Raw genomic sequence first — 17,901 nt, 5'->3', positions numbered from 1 at the left:
GGACACCGCTGTCTACTCGAACGTAGATGCCACCGTCACCACACGTGGCCATGCCGGGTGTTTCGACCGCGCGCGACGTAATGGCGGCCAGACTGAACGTTTGGGTTCCAGTTATCGAGTCCTTGCCTTCTACGAACAGAGGAACGCCGCCGCGCAACGAAATCGATGCGCGCGATGCCGGCTTGCTTTAGCTCGCTACGGACCGGACAACAGAGGCAATTGCCGCTGACCATGGCGACGGGCCGGTGGCCGGCAAGATTCAGGCGCGTGTCATCGTGGCGGCAGGCTGGTGGCGTCCCGGATTGCTCATATCAAATCGGCGCCGCTCGATTGCTCGCCAACCCTAAGTGTGTCGCGCTGCGGTTCGACTATGCTGAAATGACTGCAGCCCGGGCTTCGCGCCGCAACGCTGCGAATCGGCGATGACGGGAGAGCACGATGACCGAGCAAAGCAACGTTCAACTGGTGCAGCAGGCGTACGCGGCATTCGGCAGGGCCGATATCGACGGCATCCTGCAGACGCTCTCCGAAAGCGTCGACTGGTTCATACCAGGGCCGACCGGCTTCATTCCGTTCGCCGGCAGAAGACATGGGCCTCAGGAGGTCGCGGCGTTCTTCGCGGCGCTTGCGTCGACGCAGACTGCGGAGCGGTTCGAGCCGCGCGAGTTCATCGCCAGCGGCAACCGGGTCGTCGTGGTCGGCGCACAACGCTGGTATGTCCACTCGACCGGGCGCACGTACGAGGACGAGTGGGTGCATCTGATCACGATCGAAAACGGCAAGATCACGGCGTTTACCGAGTATCACGATACCGAGGCGGAAGCGTCGGCACATCGACAGTGACGGCGTCGCACGCGCGCCTGCCGCCCGGGAAAACCCGCTCGAACCAGCGAGGCAGCCTCTTGCAGCGCTGGAATCCGGTGCGACTATTCCGGGGCTGCAAGAGGCAGCCCGGTTGAAACCCGGGTTCCGCGGGAGATCGTGCATCCGGTCGCCGCAGTCGTGCGTTGACATCGACACCATCGGAAGGGCGAAACCCATGCGTTGGCTGGCTGTCGCTTTCTGGCGGAACGCAGACAGGTTCTTCCGCGTTGTCCGGAACTCCGCGCAGAAAAAAAGACGACACCGCGCCGCGAGACACGGTGTCGCCAACGGCCTGAACGGCCGCACTGGTCAGTCGATCGAGCGCATCGCGTGGCGCAGTTCCTGATAGCTGCGCAGCCCCGCGACGCCGAGCTCGCGGCCGATCCCGCTGAGCCCGAAGCCACCCCAGCACACGTGCGGATAGATGAGCTGCGGCGCATTGATCCACACGAGCCCCGCGCGCACGCGCTGCTGGAACTGCTTCGCGATGCCCGCGTCGCGTGTCACGACGGTCGCGACGAGCCCGTAGCGCGTGTCGTTCGCGAGCGCGATCGCTTCGTCGTCGGTGCGAAACGACTTCACGCATGCGACGGGGCCGAACACCTCGTCGGTCCACAGCGGATTGTCGGCGCCCGGTTCGGCGATCACGACGGGCGCCATGAAGAAACCGGCGCCACTGGCATCCAAGACGCGACCGCTGAAGGCGATGCGTGCGCCCGCATCGATGCCGCGCTCCAGCATCGCTTCGACGCGTGCGCGATGCGCGGCCGAGATCAGCGGCCCCATCGCGACCTGTTCCGCGGCCGGCGGCGCGACGACGAGCGCGCGCACGGCCGTCTCGAACGCGGCCATGAAACTGCGGTACACGCTGTCGTGCACGAGAATGCGTGCGGTGGCCGAGCACATCTGGCCGGCGTTGGTGAACGCGCCGGCGACCGCGAGCGACACGGCGACGTCGAGATCGGCATCGTCGCGCACGATCAGCGACGACTTGCCGCCGAGTTCGAGCGTCACGCGCTTCATGTCCCCGGCCGCGGCCTGCATCACCTTGCGGCCGGCCGCCGTGCTGCCGGTAAACGAGATCTTGTCGATCAGCGGATGCGCGGTCAGCGCCGCGCCGACGTCGGCGCCACCGTTCACGACGTTGACGACGCCGGCCGGCACGCCGGCCTGCTCGACGATGTCGAGCAGCGCGTGCTCGGTCGGCGACGTGAGTTCGGACGGCTTCAGCACGACTGCGCAGCCGGCCGCGAGCGCGGGCGCGAGCTTCCACGCGGTCGTGACCATCGGGAAGTTCCACGGCATCACCAGCGCGGCGACGCCGACCGCGTCGTAGAAGCGTTCGGCCGTGACGGCGTCGCTTGGCAGTGCGACGGGTTCGGCCGCGAACAGCGCCGGGTCTTCGCACAGCTTCGCGTAGTACGCGAACGTCGCGGCGACGTCGCCGACGTCGGCTTCGGCTTCGAACGGCGGCTTGCCGCTCACCTGCATCTGCAGCGCGGCGAGGCGGTCGCGTTCGGCTTCGACGCGCTCGGCGATCGTCGCGAGAATACGGCCGCGCTCGGCGGGCGGCGTGTCGCGCCAGCCGGCGAATGCGTCGCGCGCGGCGCACACCGCGGCGTCGACGTGCGCGGCCGTCGCGAATTCCTGCCAGCCGATCGTGTCGCCGGTCGACGCGTTGCAGATCGGCACGCCGGCCGCGTCAGAATGCGTGCGCACGGGCTGGCCGGCGATGTGCGCCGCGGGCAGCACGAATGTGGCGGTGGAACGGGAAAGCTCGGCGGTGGACATGAGGGTCATCCTGTCGATGTCGGTCGGGTTAGCGGTAGGCGACGCCCGGCATCACGCAGAGCATCTCGAACGCGAGGTTCGCGCCGGTAAGCGCGGTGGTGCCGGTCGGATCGTATGGCGGCGCGACTTCGACGAGATCCGCGCCGACGATGTTCAGGCCTTTCATTCCGCGCACGATCTCGAGGCCCTGCTGCACGGTGAGGCCGCCGATTTCAGGCGTGCCGGTGCCGGGTGCGAACGACGGGTCGAGGCCGTCGATGTCGAAGCTGAGATACACGGGCGTGTCGCCGACGCGTTCGCGCACCTGCGCCATCAGCGGCGCGAGCGACTTGTTCCAGCATTCCTCCGCCTGCACGACGGTGAAGCCCTGCTCGCGGCACCAGTCGAAATCGTCCGCGTGGTAGCCGGTGCCGCGCAGGCCGATCTGCGTGACCTTGTCGCATTGCAGCAGGCCGTCTTCCACCGCGCGGCGGAACGGCGTGCCGTGCGCGATCTTCTCGCCGAACATCGTGTCGTTCACGTCGGCGTGCGCGTCGACGTGAACGACGGCGACCTTGCCGTACTTCCGGTGCAGCGCGCGCAGGATCGGCCATGCGATCGTGTGGTCGCCGCCGAGCGTGATGGGTCGGCAGCCGTTCGCGACGATCTCGTCATACGCTTCCTCGATGCGGCGCACCGAGTCCTTCAGGTCGTACGGGTTGGTCGCGACGTCGCCGATATCGGCGACCTGCAGCGAGTCGAACGGCGCGGCGCGCGTGGCCATGTTGTAAGGGCGCAGCAGTACGGATTCGGTGCGGATCTGGCGCGGGCCGAAACGCGAACCCGAGCGGTTCGACGTGCCGAGGTCGAGCGGCACGCCGACGAAGCACGCGTCGAGGCCGTCGGTCGTCGCGGCTTGCGGCAGCCGCATCATCGTGGCGATGCCGCCAAAGCGCGGCATCTCGTTGCCGCCCATCGGTTGGTTCAGTTCGCGGGGCATGGGGCCGTCTCCTTTTTCTGAGGTAAAGCGATCGGCCGATGGTAGAGGAGAACGCCCGCGCGAAGATTTTGAAGTCGCAACGTTTACATCGACGGGTCTCGATGCGAGTGGCGCCGGCGCATCGACGCGGCGCAACCGAAGGCGGCCGCGCGGTCAGCGGGCGATCGCGGGTGGCGCGGTGCCGTCGTGCGATCCGGCGGAAGGGAACGCGGTCGTCGCCGAACCCCACGCGGCGAGCTCGCGTTTCGTGCGCACGCCGAGCTTCGCGAACGCGCGCTTGACGTACGACTCGGCCGACGCGACGCGCACGCCGAGGATCCCGGCGGTTTCCGGCACGGTCTTGCCGGAGATCAGGTGCTTGCAGGTTTCGTATTCGCGCTTCGACAGCTTCACGCCGTCGGCCGCGATCCGCGCATCGAACTGCGCGAGCGGATGGACTTCGGGCGTGGGGTGCGCGACGCGCCGCACGGCGGTGGTCGACGCATGCAGTTCGAGCAGCGGGAACAGCACGTCGCTGATGCTGCGAAAGCGGTTCATCTCGGCGAGCGTGAACGGCGGCCGGTCGCGGCCGCGCTCCAGCGCGATCGAATGCTGCGAATAGCGGGTGCCGCGCGCGAGCACGCATTCGTGCCCGATATGCACGTCGTCGAACAGCCGCTGACGGAATTCGCCGGGCGGGATCGCCGCGATGTCGCGCACGACCAGCATCGTGCCCGTCTTGCCGCGCAGCCCCGCGAACAGCGGGTCGCTGTCGAGAAAGCGCTCGTAGTAGAGCGTCATCACGTCCGAGATGTCCGACGTCGCGGTGCCGATGCCGCTGCTGCCGATCCATTCGCATCGGTAGCCGGTGGGCATCGTGCCGTCGACGCGCGAGCGTTCGACGTGCGCGACGTCGAGCGGCACCACGTCGTTCAGCAGTTGCGTGAGGCGCGGCACGAAGTGCGGCGTGCCGACCGTCTCGATCAGCTCGCCCAGCGCCTTGAACGACACGTTGAAGCGGTCGTTGTCGCGGTGGAAGGGGTTCACGTTGAGCAGCATGCGGTTCCCCGGTAAAAGGCGGCCGGATTCTAGCGTTTGCAGCGAAAAACGTCATTAAGGGGAAACACCGGCAGGGTCCTTGCGACTTCGCGCCCCCGCAAAACATCGCTTGTCCCCCCCGGAGGGGGGCATACCGGGGCAGTGTAAATGAGTAACTTTGTCTCTGCTTTTTCAATCAAGAGACGAAAGACTCAGATGACCAAACTGATCAAGGACATCCTGCCGCTCGGCGCAGGCATCGGCGAATTCACGAAGCTCGACTTCGGGATGGACGAAAGCGACTGGCGCGCGGCCGAAGGCAAGAGCGGCAACTACATCATCGGCTGGTGGGAAGGCAAGGTCGGCTCGGTGGAGTTTCCGGAAACCGCGGCCGACGAAGCGGTATGGCTCGTCGAGGGCCGGATCGCACTGACCGACGTCGAAGGCAACCGCAAGGAATTCGCGCCGGGCCAGGGCTACCTGCTGCCGGCCGGCTTCGCGGGCCGCTGGGAGACGATCGAGGACGCGAAGAAGTTCTACGTGCTGCTCGAGAAGTCGTGATGCCTGAAACCGCCGCCGAGGTGTCGTCGTCCGTGTGACGCGAGCCCGGCGGCGGTTTCGTTTTCGCGTGTGATGGCTGGGATCATGGAAATGGAAGTCAACGAAGCAAAACAGCGCGCGCCGGTTCAGGCGCACGCATTGCGTGGCGCGCCGGTCGCACTGGGCGTCGAAGCGGCGCTCGCGCATACGAAACTGTTCCCGTACTGGCTCGACAACCCGGCCGCGCCGGCGACCGAGCCGGAACTCGTCGGCGACGTGACGGCCGACCTGCTGATCGTCGGCGGCGGCTTCACGGGGCTGTGGTCGGCCGTGCAGGCGAAGGAACAGATGCCGCACCTGAACGTGGTGCTGATCGAGGCCGGCAAGGTCGCGCACGGCGCATCGGGCCGCGCGGGCGGGATCATTTCGACGTCGGTGATGCACGGGCTGCCGAACGCGGTGCGCGTGTTCCCGAACGACATCGCACAGCTCGAGGCATTCGGCCATCACAACCTCGACGGATTCGAGGAGACGCTGAAGCGCTACGACATCGACGCCGACATCGAATGGAACGGCGAGATGACGGTCGCGGTCGATCCCGAGCACATCGCGCACCTGAAGGGCGATTACGACCTGCATCGCGAATACGGCCACAACGTCGTGCTGCTGAACCGCGACGAAACGCTCGAACAACTGAATTCGCCGCTGTTCGCGGGCGCGCTGTGGTCGCGCAACCGCAGCGGCATCGTGCATCCGGCCAAGCTCGCGTGGGGGCTGAAGCGCGCGGCGCTGTCGCTCGGCGTGAAGCTGTACGAGCACACGCCGCTGATGACCGTGACCGACGAAGGCAGCACCGTGTTCGTGACGACGCCGAAGGGCAGCGTGCGTGCGCCGCGCGTCGTGTTCGGCAGCGGCACCGCGAAGGTCGGGATTCCCGACATCAATCGCCGCGTGATGCAGGTGCGCGACCATGTGCTCGCGACCGAGCCGCTGACCGACGAGCAGCTCGCGCGGATCGGCTGGAAGAACCGCCAGGGCGTGTATGACACGCGCACGCAGCTCAACTATTTCCGCCTGACGAAGCACAACAACATCATCTTCGGCGGTCTGGTGAGCTATCACTTCGACGGCGACCCGGAACCGCACCAGGACGGCCAGCGCGAAACGTACTACCGGCTCGCGGAGGCGTTCTACCGCACGTTCCCGCAACTGAGCGACGTGCGCTTCTCGCACGCGTGGGGCGGCCCGATCGACTACTGCTCGCGCGGCTCGGTGTTCGCGAAACGCTATCTCGGCGACAAGGCCGTGTTCGTCGCCGGCTATACGGGCTTCGGCGTCGCGGCGAGCCGGTTCGGCGCGTTCATGGGGCTGAACATCCTGTTCGATCGCGACAGCCCCGAGCGCAAGCTCGACATCGCGAACCAGAGCCCCAGCTACATCCCGCCCGAGCCGATGCGCTGGGTCGCCGCGAAGATCACGTTCCATGCGTTCGACGGCGCGGATGCCGAAGGCGGCTGGAAGCGCGCGTGGATCAGCGGCCTCAAGGCAATGGGCTTCCCGATGTAAGCGACGCGGTGGCCCGGAGCCGGGCCGCCGCCATACCAAGCTCCCTCGAGGAGACGATCCGCACAGCGGACACGGAGAGAGACACCAGATGAACGCAGTGAACCTGCAGGATGAAGCGCGACAGGAAAGCGCGCTGTTCGTCGTCGTGATGCTGCTGCTCGGCATACTCGGGCCGACGGTATTTCTCGGCCTGCCCGCGATCGTCGGGCAGGTCGAACGCCATTGGGGCTTCGGCGAAGCGGCGCTCGGGCTGTCCTGCTTCGTCGAGGTGCTCGGCGAATCGACGGGCACGCTGCTCGTCGCGTTCGTGCTCGGCCGCCAGCCGGTGCGGCTCGTGCTCGCGGGCGCGGTGACGCTCGCGGCCGGCGCGAACCTCGGCACGCTCGCGACACACGGGCTCGTCGCGTATTCGGCGCTGCAGTTCATCGCGGGCGTCGGCTCGGGCGGGCTGAACGGCATCGCGCTGCGCTACCTGTCGTATTCGCGCGCGCCGGAACGCAATCTCGGGATGATGCTGATGGGGCAGGTGATGTGGAGCATGGTGCTGCTCGCCTACATCTTCCCGATGCTGAGCGGCGCATGGGGCGCGCATGGCGTGTTCGGTCTCGTCGCCTGCGTGCTCGGCATGTTCGTGCTCGCCGCGCCGCTGTTTCGCCGCGGCGAGACGCTGGCCGCGCCGACGCCGGCCGGCGTCGGCGGCAGCATCGACCGCAAGGGCGCGATGCTCGTGCTGTGTGCGCAGCTTGCGCTGTACGGCGGCGTCGGCGTCGTGTGGACCTTCCTCGAAAAGATCGGCACCGATGCGGGCCTGAGCGGCAAGTCGGTGTCGCTCGTGCTCGGTATCGCGAACGTCGCGAGCCTCGTGATCTGCGCGGCGATGCCGAAGCTCGGCGCCGGTGCGGGCCTGCGCCGCTGGACGCTCGTGAACCTCGGCGGCTGCGCGGTCGCGGCGGTGCTGCTCGCGATGCCGGCGTCGGTCGCGACGTTCACGCTCGGCGCGATCGTCTTCATCGGCTGCTGGACCGGCGGCGCGCTGCTGATCTACGCGACGATTCCGCAGTACGACCTGATCGGCAAGTCGGCCGCGCTGTCGCCGGGCTGCGTCGCGCTCGGCTACGGCGTCGGTTCGGTCGCGGGCGGCTCGCTGATCGAGCGCGCGGGCACGCAGTCGGCGCTTTTCGCGGCGATCGTGCTGTGCGCGGTGGCGTTCCTCTGCTATGTGCGGCTGCGGCCCGCGGTATTCCGCATGGAGCGCTCGCTCGCTGTGGCACCTGAATGACGGATGCGATGCGCGCCGCTGCCGATGGCGGCGCGTGTCCGGTTCGGTTCATCGGCGCAGTCGGCCGGCATGGCGCGCGATGCGCGTCGTGCGGGCCGGCCGGGCAACGCGCGTACGCGCAGCGGCTTCAGCATGTTTTCGAATACCACCGATCTCGATCTCCGGCTTATCCGGGTCTTTCTGGCCGTCGTCGACGCACGCGGCATCACGGCCGCCGAGGCGTCGCTCGGCGTGCGGCAGTCGACCATCAGCACGCAGCTGTCGGCGCTCGAAGCGCGCGTCGGCTTCAAGCTGTGCGATCGCGGGCGCGGCGGCTTTCGCCTGACGTCGAAGGGCGAACGCTTCGCGGCCACGGCGCGCACGCTCGTCGCGGCGACGTCCGAATTCGTCGCGCGCGTGCGCGACATCGACCGCAAGCTGGTCGGCACGCTGTCGATCGGCCTGATCGGCCAGGCGCCGCTCGTCGAGAACGCGCGCGTGGCCGACGCGATCGGCGCGTTCCGCAAGCGCGACCAGGCCGTCACGTTCTCGATGAAGGTCACGTCGCCGCAGGAGCTCGAGGAAAGCCTCGTCAACAACCAGCTCGATCTCGCGATCGGCTATTTCTGGCATCGCGTGCCGGGCCTGCTCTATACGCCGCTGTTCAACGAGCAGCAGGTGATCTACTGCGGGCGCGGTCATCCGCTGTTCCATGCGTCGCGGGCGGTGTCGGCGGACGACCTGCAGGCGCACGACTGGGTATGGCGCACCTACCCGGTGCCGGAGGAGCAGTATCCGCTGCCCGAGCGGCGCGTGACCGCGAGCGCGGACAGCATCGAGGCCGCGACGATCCTGATCCTGTCGGGCGGCCACCTTGGCTACCTGCCCGCGCATTACGCGGAGCCGTTCGAGCAGCGCGGGCTCGTGAAGGCCGTCGGGCGTTCGACGTTCAGCTTCGACGTGCCGCTGCATCTCGCGATGAAGCGCAGCACGAGCGACAAGCCGATCGTCGATGCGTTCTGCGAGGACCTGCTGCGCGCATTCAACATCAAGGCGGCCGCGCTGGCCGCGTAGCGCAACGCCTGCGCGTTCAGCAGTCGACGAGCACCCAGTCGAACAGCTCGCGGCGCGTGCGTACGCCGAGCTTCGCGAACGCGCGCTTCACATACGACTCGGCCGTCGACAGTTTCACGTCGAGCTGCTGTGCGGCCTCGGGCACCGAGCGTCCGCACAGCATGAGCCGGCAGATCTCGTGTTCGCGGCGCGACAACTGCACGTGCTGCCGTTCGAGGCGCGCATCGAAACCGGCCTGCGATGCGGCATTCACCGACACCGCCGCCACGCGCCGCGCCGCGCAGGTGCGCGCGTGCAGCTCGAACATCGGGAACAGCAGGTCGACCATCTGCCGGAAGTGGAACAGCTCGTCCGTGGTGAACGCGGCGCGCCCGACGGTGCGCGCGAGCCCGAGCGCGTACTGCAGGTGCGCGTTGCCGTGCACGAGCAGGCATTCCTGCGCGATGCCGGGCTCGTCGAAGATCCGGCGGCGGAATTCGCCCTGCGCGATGCCGTCGACATGGCGCTGCACGAGCAGCGTGCCGGCCTTGCCGCGCAGCGGCGCGACCAGCGGATCGATCTGGCAGTAGTCCTGGTAGTAGATGTCCATCACGCGCAGCGTATCGGCCGCGAAGCGCAGGCTGCCGCTGCCGAGCCATTCGACGACGAAACCCGACGTGCTGCCCGTATCGGCGCGCCAGCGCTCGAGGTGCACGGCGTCGGCGTCGATGCTGTCGTTGACGAACTCCGTGACTGCGCCGACGAAATCCGGCGTGCCGACCGCGCGCAGCGTCGCGCCGAGCGTGTCGGGGCGCACGCCGATCAGGTAATGGCCGCGGGCGGCCGGGTCGGGCTGGAGAAGTCGCATGGTCGGGCGAGGGCGGTCAGGGAACAGCGCGACGTTACGCGAACGACGTGCACGCGTCAGCCGGGAATTCACCGGATCGACCCCATGGATTTCGTGCGTTGTCCCCAAAACGACGACAAGACCGCGTGCACGGCAGCCGGAATTCGTCCGAGCCCCGGCGGCGGGGGGGCATACCGGCGCGAATCGTCTGCCTATAGTGAAAGCACTTCGAAAACCTGATGACCAGAAAGGACAGGCAATGCAGACTCAACCGACGCATGCCGCCGCGACGCCGGCGGATTTCGTTCTGACCAACGCGAAGATCTACACCGTCGATCCGCACAAGCCGTGGGCACAGGCCGTCGCCGTGCGCGACGGCCGGATCGTCCACGTTGGCGACACGGCAGCCGTGCAGGCTTACGTCGGCGCGCATACGAAGGTGGTCGACGCGGCCGGCCGGCTCGTGCTGCCGGGCTTCGTCGAATCGCACTGGCACTTCGAGACGACCGCGTTCGCGTTCCAGGCGTTCGTGAACTATGAGGATCCGCAGCAGGTGCTCGCCGCGCTGCGCGCGTACGTCGAGTCGCATCCGGACGAGCCGGCGATCACCGGAATGGGCTGGGTGCAGGCGACGATTCCGCCGGCGCTGCTGCGCAAGGAGACGCTCGACGCGATCTGCGCGGATCGCCCGGTGTGCCTGCTGTCGACCGATTTCCATTCGATGTGGGTGAACTCGAAGGCGCTGGAGATCGCCGGTATCGATGCGTCGACACCGCCCGTTCAGGAAGGCGCGAGCTGGTTCGAAAAGGACGCGGCGACGGGCGAGCCGACCGGCCTGATCGTCGACGGCGCCGCGTATTCGTTGCTGATGCAGCGGATCAGCGCGGCCGGCCTGCTGCCGACCGGCATCGACCTGTACCTGAAATCGATTCCGCCGTGGCAGAAGAAGCTGTGCGCGGCCGGCGTGACGACCGTGTTCGATGCGGGCTTCTTCGATGCGAGCGGCGACCAGTCGCTGCTGTACGAGACGCTGCAGACGATGGAGCGCGCCGGCGACCTGAAGCTGCGCGTGGTCGGCAGCGTCGCGGTGATCGGCGAGATCGACGATCCGGTCGGCACGCTCGTCCGGTATCGCGAGCAGTACGATTCGCCGCTCGTGAAGGCGCGCGCGCTGAAGCTGTTCCTCGACGGCACCGAGGCGAACCACACCGCGTACCTGCTCGAACCGTACGCGGACCGCCCCGACACCTGCGGCGCGCCGACGATGCCGGCCGATACGTTCAACCGCTATCTGGTCGAAGCCGATCGTGCGAACGCGAACGTGATGGTCCACTGCGTCGGCGACGCGGCCGTGCGGATGGCGCTCGACGGCTTCGACGCGGTCAACCGCACGAACCCGCCGCGCGACCGCCGCCACGTGATTACGCACGCGTTCCTCACGCACCCGGACGATATCCCGCGCTTCCGTCGCGCAGGCGTGATGGCGAACACGCAGCTGCAGTGGGGCGTGGTCGACGCGTACACCGAGCAACTGCGCGACCACTACGGCCACGAGCGCTGGAGCAACATGTACAAGTTCCGTACGTTCCTCGACGAAGGCGTGACGGTATCGATCGGCATGGACGGCCTCGCGTGCCAGTGCCGCTGCCAGCACAAGCCGCTCGAACACATCGAGTCGGGCCATACGCGCCAGCTCGCGGGCGAGCCCGATGCGCCGGTGTTCCCGGATATCGCCGAGCGCCTGAGCATTCCGCAGCTGATCGCCGCGTACACGATCCACGGCGCGTACCAGCTCGGGATGGAGCACGAGGTCGGCTCGTTGACGCCCGGCAAGCGCGCGGATCTCGTCGTGCTCGAGAACGACCTGTTCGAAGTCGGCCAGTACGACATCGGCCGCATCGACGTCGCGCTCACGATGATGGACGGCCGCATCACGCACGTGGGCGACGATTTCGGCGTGCGTGCGGGCGTGACGGCATCCTGACCGGGCGGCGGCTGACTGAGCGGTGACGGAAGCTTTCAAAGCGCTTCCGTTTTGCGTTGATCGACGCATCCGGCCGGAACCGGATGCGTCGATTGTGTGGCGTGTCCCCCTATTGGCAGGGCAGACCGACCAATTTCCTCTGGCTACATTTTTCCGGACCGAAGCACACACCCGTTCATCGCGAACGGATCACGATATCGACGGAGGAAACCATGGCAGGGGACTGGAAGCAGCATCTGAGGACGGCATGCGCGGCGCTCGCGCTGGGCGGGTTCGCGTGGGCCGGTGCGCCCGTCGCGCACGCGGCGGACGTCGTCAACGTGTACAACTGGGGCAACTCGATCGGCAAGGCGACGATCGCGAACTTCGAGAAGGCGACCGGCATCAAGGTCGTCTATCAGGAGTTCGATTCGAACGAGACGCTGCAGGCGAAGCTGCTGTCGGGCACGTCGGGCTACGACGTCGTCGTGCCGTCCGACATCTTCTGGGCGCGGCAGCTGCAGGCCGGCATCTTCCGCAAGATCGACAAGAGCCAGGTGCCGAACTACGGGCTGCTCGATCCGGAAATCATGAAGGTGCTGTCGAAGGATGATCCGGGCAACCAGTTCGGCATTCCGTGGACGTGGGGCACGGATGGCCTCGGGATGAACGTCGAGAAGGTGAAGGCCGCGCTCGGCAACGACGCGCCGCTCGACAGCTGGGCGCTGCTGTTCGATCCGAAGTACGCGCAGAAGCTGCGGAGCTGCGGCGTGTCGGTGCTCGATTCGCCGGTCGATGCGTTCGGGATGGCGCTGGTCTACCTGAAGAAGGATGCGAACACGACGAACCCGGCCGACTACCAGGCCGCGTACGAGCTGCTGAAGTCGGTGCGGCCGTACATCACGCAGTTCAATTCGAGCAGCTACATCAACGATCTCGCGGGCGGCGACATCTGCGTCGCGCTCGGCTGGTCGGGCGACGTGAACTCCGCGCGCATCGCGGCCGCTGCCGCGAAGAAGCCGTATCACATCAAGTACGTGATCCCGACCGAGGGCAGCGCGATGTGGTTCGACATGATGGCGATCCCGAAGGATGCGCCGCATCCGGACGCCGCGCTGAAGTTCGTCAACTTCGTGCTGTCGGAGAAGGAGAGCGCGAACCTGACCAACGACACGTCGTATCCGTCGGCCGTGCCGTCGTCGAAGCACCTGGTGCGCACCGAGGTGACGAGCGATCCGGCCGTGTTCCCGCCCGCCGACGTGATCCGCAAGCTGAGCCTCAGCAAGCCGGTTCCGCCTGAGCTGATGCGTCTGCAGAACCGTCTCTGGACGAAGCTGAAGACCGAGTAAGCCGGCCGCCGTTCGCCACATTCCCGCATATCTTTCGCGCGCCCCGCCGCCCAACGCGGCGGGCGGGGGCGCGCTCGTCCCGACGACACCCACCCCATGAAAATCAAACACATGACGGCGCTGTGCCTGCTCGCGTTCGAAGCAGCCTCGGCATTCGCGCACACGCCGCAGGCGACCGATGCGAGCAGGATGAAGGCGCTGCAGGCGCAGGTCACCGCGCTGCAGCAGCAGGTCAACGAACTGCGCGCGAGCATGACGGCAGCGAAGGCGCCCGGCGCCGCCACCGCCGCCACCACCGCCGCATCGGGCGGCGCGAAGATCGGCACGATCAACACGGCGGCCGCTGCCGCGCCGGCGGCCGACGCGGCGCCCGCATTCACGAACGACGACCTGCAGCAGATGCGCGAGCAGATCGCGAACGCGTCGCTGAAGGTCGACTCACTGCAGGACGCCGCGACGACCGGCCCGCTCGCGGGCCTGAGCATCACCGGCTACGTCGACCCCGTGTACCTGTTCAACCGTGCGCAGCGCACGTCAGGCTTCCAGTTCCTGAACCACGATCCGGGCGCGTACGACTACTTCAACAGCACGATCGGCGACGTCTACCTCGACATCAAGAAGACCTTCGGCGTCGGCCCGATGGCGCCGTCTGCCGAGATCGTGATCCAGCCGAACCGCGGCTTCGGCAACGTGTTCAGCAATGCGCACGGCGGCGTCGGCAACAACATCGTCACGCAGGCGCAGGTCAACGTGCCGCTCAGCACGACGCGCACCTTCGAGGTCGGGATGATGCCGAGCCTCGCGGGCTACGAGGTGCAGCCGTCGAACCAGATGCTGACGCTCACGCACGGGCTGCTGTACGACTTCAGCGAACCGGGCAACCTGGTCGGCATCGGGCTGAAGGGCTCCAACGCGGCGATGACGCGCTTCTGGCAGGTGGTGATCGGCAACGAGGTGCTGCGCACGGCCGGCGCGATCGCGAATGCGGCGAACAACACGACGAAGACCAACTGGACGCCGACGATCACCGCGCGCTTCGACAACGCGACGTCGACGGCCTTCGACTTCGGCATCTCGGGGATGCTCGGCCGGCAGTCGCTGTTCTCGCCGTGCGCGGTCGCGGGCGGCTACGGCTACCAGTGCAACGGATCGTCGCCGACCGGCCTCTACAAGTACGTGGAAGCCGACATGACCTATACGCACGACAAGACCCAGGTCAACGCGCAGGTCGACTACGGCGAACTGCAGAAGGGCGCCTGGAACGGCGGCACCGCGCGCTGGTACGGGATGTCGCTGCTCGGCCATACGAAGTGGACGACGTCGTGGGTCGGCCGCATGGGCGCGACGCTGCGCGTCGACTACCTGAACAACACGGCGAACGGCGGCGGCGGCACCAACATCCAGTACGGGCTCGCGGGCGGCAACCCATCGGTGAACGGGGCGAGCGGCTTCGGCATCGATCCGTCGTGCTTCCAGGGCTCATCGACGAACGGCACCGAGTGCAAGGGCGCGCAACGCTATGCGATCACGGCCGACCTGTTGTTCTACCCGACGCAGCAGATCACCGTGAAGGTCGAATACCGCCACGACGCGGCGAACCATCCGGTGTTCCGCAAGAGCAACGGCACGTACGCGCGCAGCAACGACCTGGCCGGGATGCAGTTCATCTACTCGTTCTGACGGCCGGCGCGCGCCGGCCGATCGGCGACGCAACACATCACGTTCCGGGCCGCGCGGGCCCGGACCTCATTCAACACAGGAGATTTGATCTTGAAGCTGCACACCTTCGTGACCGACATCACCGATCCGCGCGCGCGCGGCCGCCTGATCGGCGAACGCTTCGCGCCCGGGATCCGCGAGACGGTCGCGCTGTATCTCGCGTTCTTCCCGAAGCTCGGCATCGATCCGCAGCGCGCGCGGGAGATTGGTGAAGCGAGCCTTGCCGCGCTCGGCGCATGGTGCCCGCGCCTGGCCGCCGAAGTCGAAGCGATCGCCGATGGCGTCGACCTGCCGCGCTGGCAGCTCGCGTGCCTGAACGCGCGCACCGAGATTCTCGCCACCGCGCCCGCGTCGGCCGAAGGCGAGTGCTCGACGACCGTCTACGCGCCGGCCGGCCCGCACGCGCCGCGCACGCTGCAGACGTGGGACTGGCACGACAGCCTCGCGCCGCAGGGGCTGCTGATGCAGTTCGACACGCCGGACGGCCGCACCGTCAAGCTGTTCTCCGAATTCGGGATGCTGGCGAAGCTCGGTGTGAACAGCGCGGGGCTCGGGCTGCATTTCAACATCCTGCACCACGCGAGCGACAACGACAGTGCGGGCGTGCCCGTGCACGCGATCGCACGGCGCCTGCTCGAGGACGCGACGACGGTGCAGGAGGCGATCGAACTCGCCCGCACCGCGCGCGTGAGCGCATCGACGGTGCTGACCGTGTTCACGCGGCATGACGCGAACCCGCGCGCCGCGAGCATCGAGCTGAGCCCGTCGGGCGTGGGTGTGGTCGTGCCGCGTCCGGACGGCTGGCTGCTGCATACGAACCACTTCCTCGATCGTGCGTTGAGCGCCGGCGAATGCATGCCCGACAGCTCGACGACGCGCGAGCGCTTCGCGCACCTGAACGATGTCGTGACAGGCATGACGAGCGCCGACGTGCGCGAGCGCGCGGCCGCGATGTGCGGCGCGGCGGGCGACGAGGCCGTCGTGTGTTTCCATCCGGACCCGTTGATGCCCGACACCGAGCGCTGGGAAACGCTGCTGACCGTCGGCGTCGATACCGATGCGTGCGCGCTCGACTACGTGGCCGGCAATCCGCACGACCTCGCGCGCGATGGGTTCTTGAGGTTCTGACGCGTAGGGCGGCACGCGCGTGCCTCAACAGCTCGACCTGTTCGTGTCACTGCTGTCGCGACCGATCTATCGGAGTCCTCGGGTTGCCCGCTGGGTGCAACAAATTGCTCCCTGTCAGTCGGCTATCGCTTCCTTCGCGCTGATCCAGCCCTGCACCGCGCCGGCGTGCGGATTGCGATACCGCACCTTGAGCCACTGCGAAGGTCGAGGATGGGCGTGCAGGCGATCGACTAACCGTGCGCGCTGTCGTCGCGATAACCATTCTTGCCGACGAAGATCTCCTTCAGTGCGGCGCGCAGCGCGACCGGATCGTACTGGCCGGGTGCGAGATGGATCACGTAACGCGTTTGGCCGTCGAGACGCGCGGCGACGCCCGGTTCGATCTCGACGTCGATCGTACCGTCCGTCAGGCGCACCGACAGATCCTTGACGCGCCAGTTGATCTGGTCGCGCACCATCACTTCGATCAGCGTGTCGTCCGGAAAGCGCGACAGCGCGAAGCAATAATCCTGCTCCGCGTCGTGACAGTAGATGTTGGCGAAGCTTTCGTCGTCGTCGAGGTCGGACGTTGCCGCGCCGACGGTGGCGTGAAGTTCCATGAGCGTAGTTCCTGCGTAATGGGTTATCGGGGTGAGCGGGACGAGCGGGTTGCCGTTTCGATCGCAGCCGCGGCTGCGGGTGTCGCATCGGTATCGCACGACGCATCGGCATCGCGTGCCTTCAGCCACAGCCCGAATTCGCGCATCACGTCGACCACCGGCCGCAGCCGGTCGCCGTCCGCGGTCAGATCGTACTCGACGCGCACCGGCACTTCCGGATAGACGGTCCGCCGCACGAGCCCCGCGTCTTCGAGCGCACGCAGGTCGAGCGTCAGCATGCGCTGCGAGATGCCCGGCATGTCGCGGCGCAGGTCGCTGAAGCGCCGCGGCCCGTCGAGCAGGTACGACACCAGCAACAGCCGCCAGCGGCCGCCGAGCAGGCGCATCGCTTCTTCAACGGAACATCCTGTCGCACTCGTTTTCATCCTGCGGAACCCTGGTCGGTAAATTTTTTGTGACTACGGCACAAACGACTGCCGTCTTCCCAGCCATGCGCCGATGCGAGATATTAGCGCCCGCGTCGCGGCGAATCGATACACGGACAACCAACGAAGGAAACGCATGAAGCTTTATCACGCTCCCGGAAGCTGTTCGCAGGCGATCCGCATCGTGCTGCAAGAAGGCAACATCGACGCGGCGATCGTCAAGGTCGACGCGCGCAAGCATGTCGTCGAAGGCGGCAGCAACTACTACGACGTGACCGAACTCGGCTACGTGCCGCTGCTCGAACTCGACGACGGCACGATGTTGCGCGAAGGGCCGGTGATCGCGCAGTATCTCGCGGATCTGCGCCCGGAATCCGCGCTCGCGCCCGCCTACGGTACGCTCGCGCGCTACCGGCTGATGGAATGGCTGAACTTTCTCGGCACCGAGATCCACAAGGGCTTCGTCCCGCTGCTGTACGCGGTGCAGGCGGGGAAGTACGTTGAACCCGTGCGGCAGAAGCTCGACAGCCGGTTTGCGTGGATCGACCGCCAGCTCGACGGCAACGCGTTCGTCACGGGCGACACGTTCACCGTCGCGGATGCGTACCTGTTCGCGTTGACCGGTTGGGGCAAGGCCGACTGGATGCGCTCGGTGTACGACGCGGATATCGACCTGAGCCGGTATGCGCATCTGCGCGCGTGGTACGAGCGGGTTCGCGAGCGGCCGGCCGTGCAGGCCGTGCTCGCGGCGGACGGCCTGTTGCGGTAGCGCACAGAGACGGTCGCGGATACGGCGCGTCATC

General features: G+C 67.2%; 16 protein-coding genes. 10 read left to right on the top strand and 6 right to left on the bottom strand.

Annotated elements, in window-relative coordinates:
- Nucleotides 1–438: 438 nt before the first annotated feature.
- Nucleotides 439–843 (top strand): nuclear transport factor 2 family protein, encoded by a 405-nt coding sequence (locus tag R9B84_RS32670; protein ID WP_423761562.1) that lies wholly within the window; start codon nt 439–441, stop codon nt 841–843.
- A 330-nt stretch (nt 844–1,173) separates the two neighbouring features.
- Here R9B84_RS32670 and R9B84_RS32665 read toward each other — a convergent pair whose 3' ends face one another.
- The 3 genes from R9B84_RS32665 to R9B84_RS32655 all read right to left on the bottom strand — a co-directional run bounded on the left by R9B84_RS32665 (nt 1,174) and on the right by R9B84_RS32655 (nt 4,672).
- Nucleotides 1,174–2,655, bottom strand: coding sequence for an aldehyde dehydrogenase family protein (locus R9B84_RS32665; protein WP_423761561.1), 1,482 nt, complete (start codon nt 2,653–2,655; stop codon nt 1,174–1,176).
- A gap of 28 nt (nt 2,656–2,683) precedes the next feature.
- Nucleotides 2,684–3,634, bottom strand: a complete 951-nt coding sequence (gene speB / locus R9B84_RS32660) for an agmatinase (protein ID WP_423761560.1) — start codon at nt 3,632–3,634, stop codon at nt 2,684–2,686.
- Between the two features lie 153 nt (nt 3,635–3,787).
- On the bottom strand, nt 3,788–4,672 hold the full coding sequence (locus tag R9B84_RS32655) for a helix-turn-helix transcriptional regulator (RefSeq protein ID WP_423761559.1): 885 nt from the start codon (nt 4,670–4,672) through the stop codon (nt 3,788–3,790).
- Between the two features lie 195 nt (nt 4,673–4,867).
- Here R9B84_RS32655 and R9B84_RS32650 point away from each other — a divergent pair, with 195 nt between their 5' ends.
- The 4 genes from R9B84_RS32650 to R9B84_RS32635 all read left to right on the top strand — a co-directional run bounded on the left by R9B84_RS32650 (nt 4,868) and on the right by R9B84_RS32635 (nt 9,089).
- Nucleotides 4,868–5,212 (top strand): cupin domain-containing protein, encoded by a 345-nt coding sequence (locus R9B84_RS32650; RefSeq protein WP_031402035.1) that lies wholly within the window; start codon nt 4,868–4,870, stop codon nt 5,210–5,212.
- A gap of 84 nt (nt 5,213–5,296) precedes the next feature.
- Nucleotides 5,297–6,757 carry an NAD(P)/FAD-dependent oxidoreductase gene (locus R9B84_RS32645; protein ID WP_423761558.1) on the top strand — a complete coding sequence of 487 codons (1,461 nt, stop codon included), beginning with the start codon at nt 5,297–5,299 and terminating at the stop codon, nt 6,755–6,757.
- 88 nt (nt 6,758–6,845) lie between these two features.
- Complete coding sequence (locus R9B84_RS32640; protein WP_423761557.1) at nt 6,846–8,036, top strand: MFS transporter; 1,191 nt, start codon at nt 6,846–6,848, stop codon at nt 8,034–8,036.
- A gap of 132 nt (nt 8,037–8,168) precedes the next feature.
- Entirely contained in the window at nt 8,169–9,089 is a 921-nt protein-coding gene (locus tag R9B84_RS32635) for a LysR family transcriptional regulator (RefSeq protein WP_423761556.1), read from the top strand.
- Between the two features lie 16 nt (nt 9,090–9,105).
- On the opposite strand, the gene R9B84_RS32630 is transcribed toward R9B84_RS32635, so the two are convergent.
- Nucleotides 9,106–9,936, bottom strand: coding sequence for a helix-turn-helix transcriptional regulator (locus tag R9B84_RS32630; protein ID WP_423761555.1), 831 nt, complete (start codon nt 9,934–9,936; stop codon nt 9,106–9,108).
- 238 nt (nt 9,937–10,174) lie between these two features.
- Here R9B84_RS32630 and R9B84_RS32625 point away from each other — a divergent pair, with 238 nt between their 5' ends.
- The 4 genes from R9B84_RS32625 to R9B84_RS32610 all read left to right on the top strand — a co-directional run bounded on the left by R9B84_RS32625 (nt 10,175) and on the right by R9B84_RS32610 (nt 16,074).
- Nucleotides 10,175–11,899 carry an amidohydrolase gene (locus R9B84_RS32625; protein WP_423761554.1) on the top strand — a complete coding sequence of 575 codons (1,725 nt, stop codon included), beginning with the start codon at nt 10,175–10,177 and terminating at the stop codon, nt 11,897–11,899.
- Between the two features lie 212 nt (nt 11,900–12,111).
- Complete coding sequence (locus R9B84_RS32620; protein ID WP_423761553.1) at nt 12,112–13,227, top strand: polyamine ABC transporter substrate-binding protein; 1,116 nt, start codon at nt 12,112–12,114, stop codon at nt 13,225–13,227.
- Between the two features lie 96 nt (nt 13,228–13,323).
- The gene (locus tag R9B84_RS32615) at nt 13,324–14,907 is read left to right on the top strand and encodes a DUF3138 family protein (protein ID WP_423761552.1); all 1,584 of its coding nucleotides are present in this window, start codon (nt 13,324–13,326) and stop codon (nt 14,905–14,907) included.
- Between the two features lie 90 nt (nt 14,908–14,997).
- Entirely contained in the window at nt 14,998–16,074 is a 1,077-nt protein-coding gene (locus R9B84_RS32610) for a C45 family autoproteolytic acyltransferase/hydolase (protein WP_423761551.1), read from the top strand.
- 230 nt (nt 16,075–16,304) lie between these two features.
- Here R9B84_RS32610 and R9B84_RS32605 read toward each other — a convergent pair whose 3' ends face one another.
- On the bottom strand, nt 16,305–16,673 hold the full coding sequence (locus R9B84_RS32605) for a hypothetical protein (protein ID WP_423761550.1): 369 nt from the start codon (nt 16,671–16,673) through the stop codon (nt 16,305–16,307).
- A 23-nt stretch (nt 16,674–16,696) separates the two neighbouring features.
- Nucleotides 16,697–17,098 (bottom strand): winged helix-turn-helix transcriptional regulator, encoded by a 402-nt coding sequence (locus R9B84_RS32600; protein WP_423761549.1) that lies wholly within the window; start codon nt 17,096–17,098, stop codon nt 16,697–16,699.
- Between the two features lie 136 nt (nt 17,099–17,234).
- Between R9B84_RS32600 and gstA the strand changes: the two genes are divergently transcribed.
- Nucleotides 17,235–17,867, top strand: a complete 633-nt coding sequence (gene gstA / locus R9B84_RS32595) for a glutathione transferase GstA (protein WP_423761548.1) — start codon at nt 17,235–17,237, stop codon at nt 17,865–17,867.
- The last annotated feature ends 34 nt before the right edge of the window (nt 17,868–17,901 follow it).

The sequence above is a fragment of the Burkholderia sp. NLJ2 genome (genome assembly GCF_049487195.1).
GTDB lineage: Bacteria > Pseudomonadota > Gammaproteobacteria > Burkholderiales > Burkholderiaceae > Burkholderia > Burkholderia pyrrocinia.
Note: the sequence above shows the minus strand (reverse complement) of the source record. Positions and strands in the feature narration are given on the sequence as shown.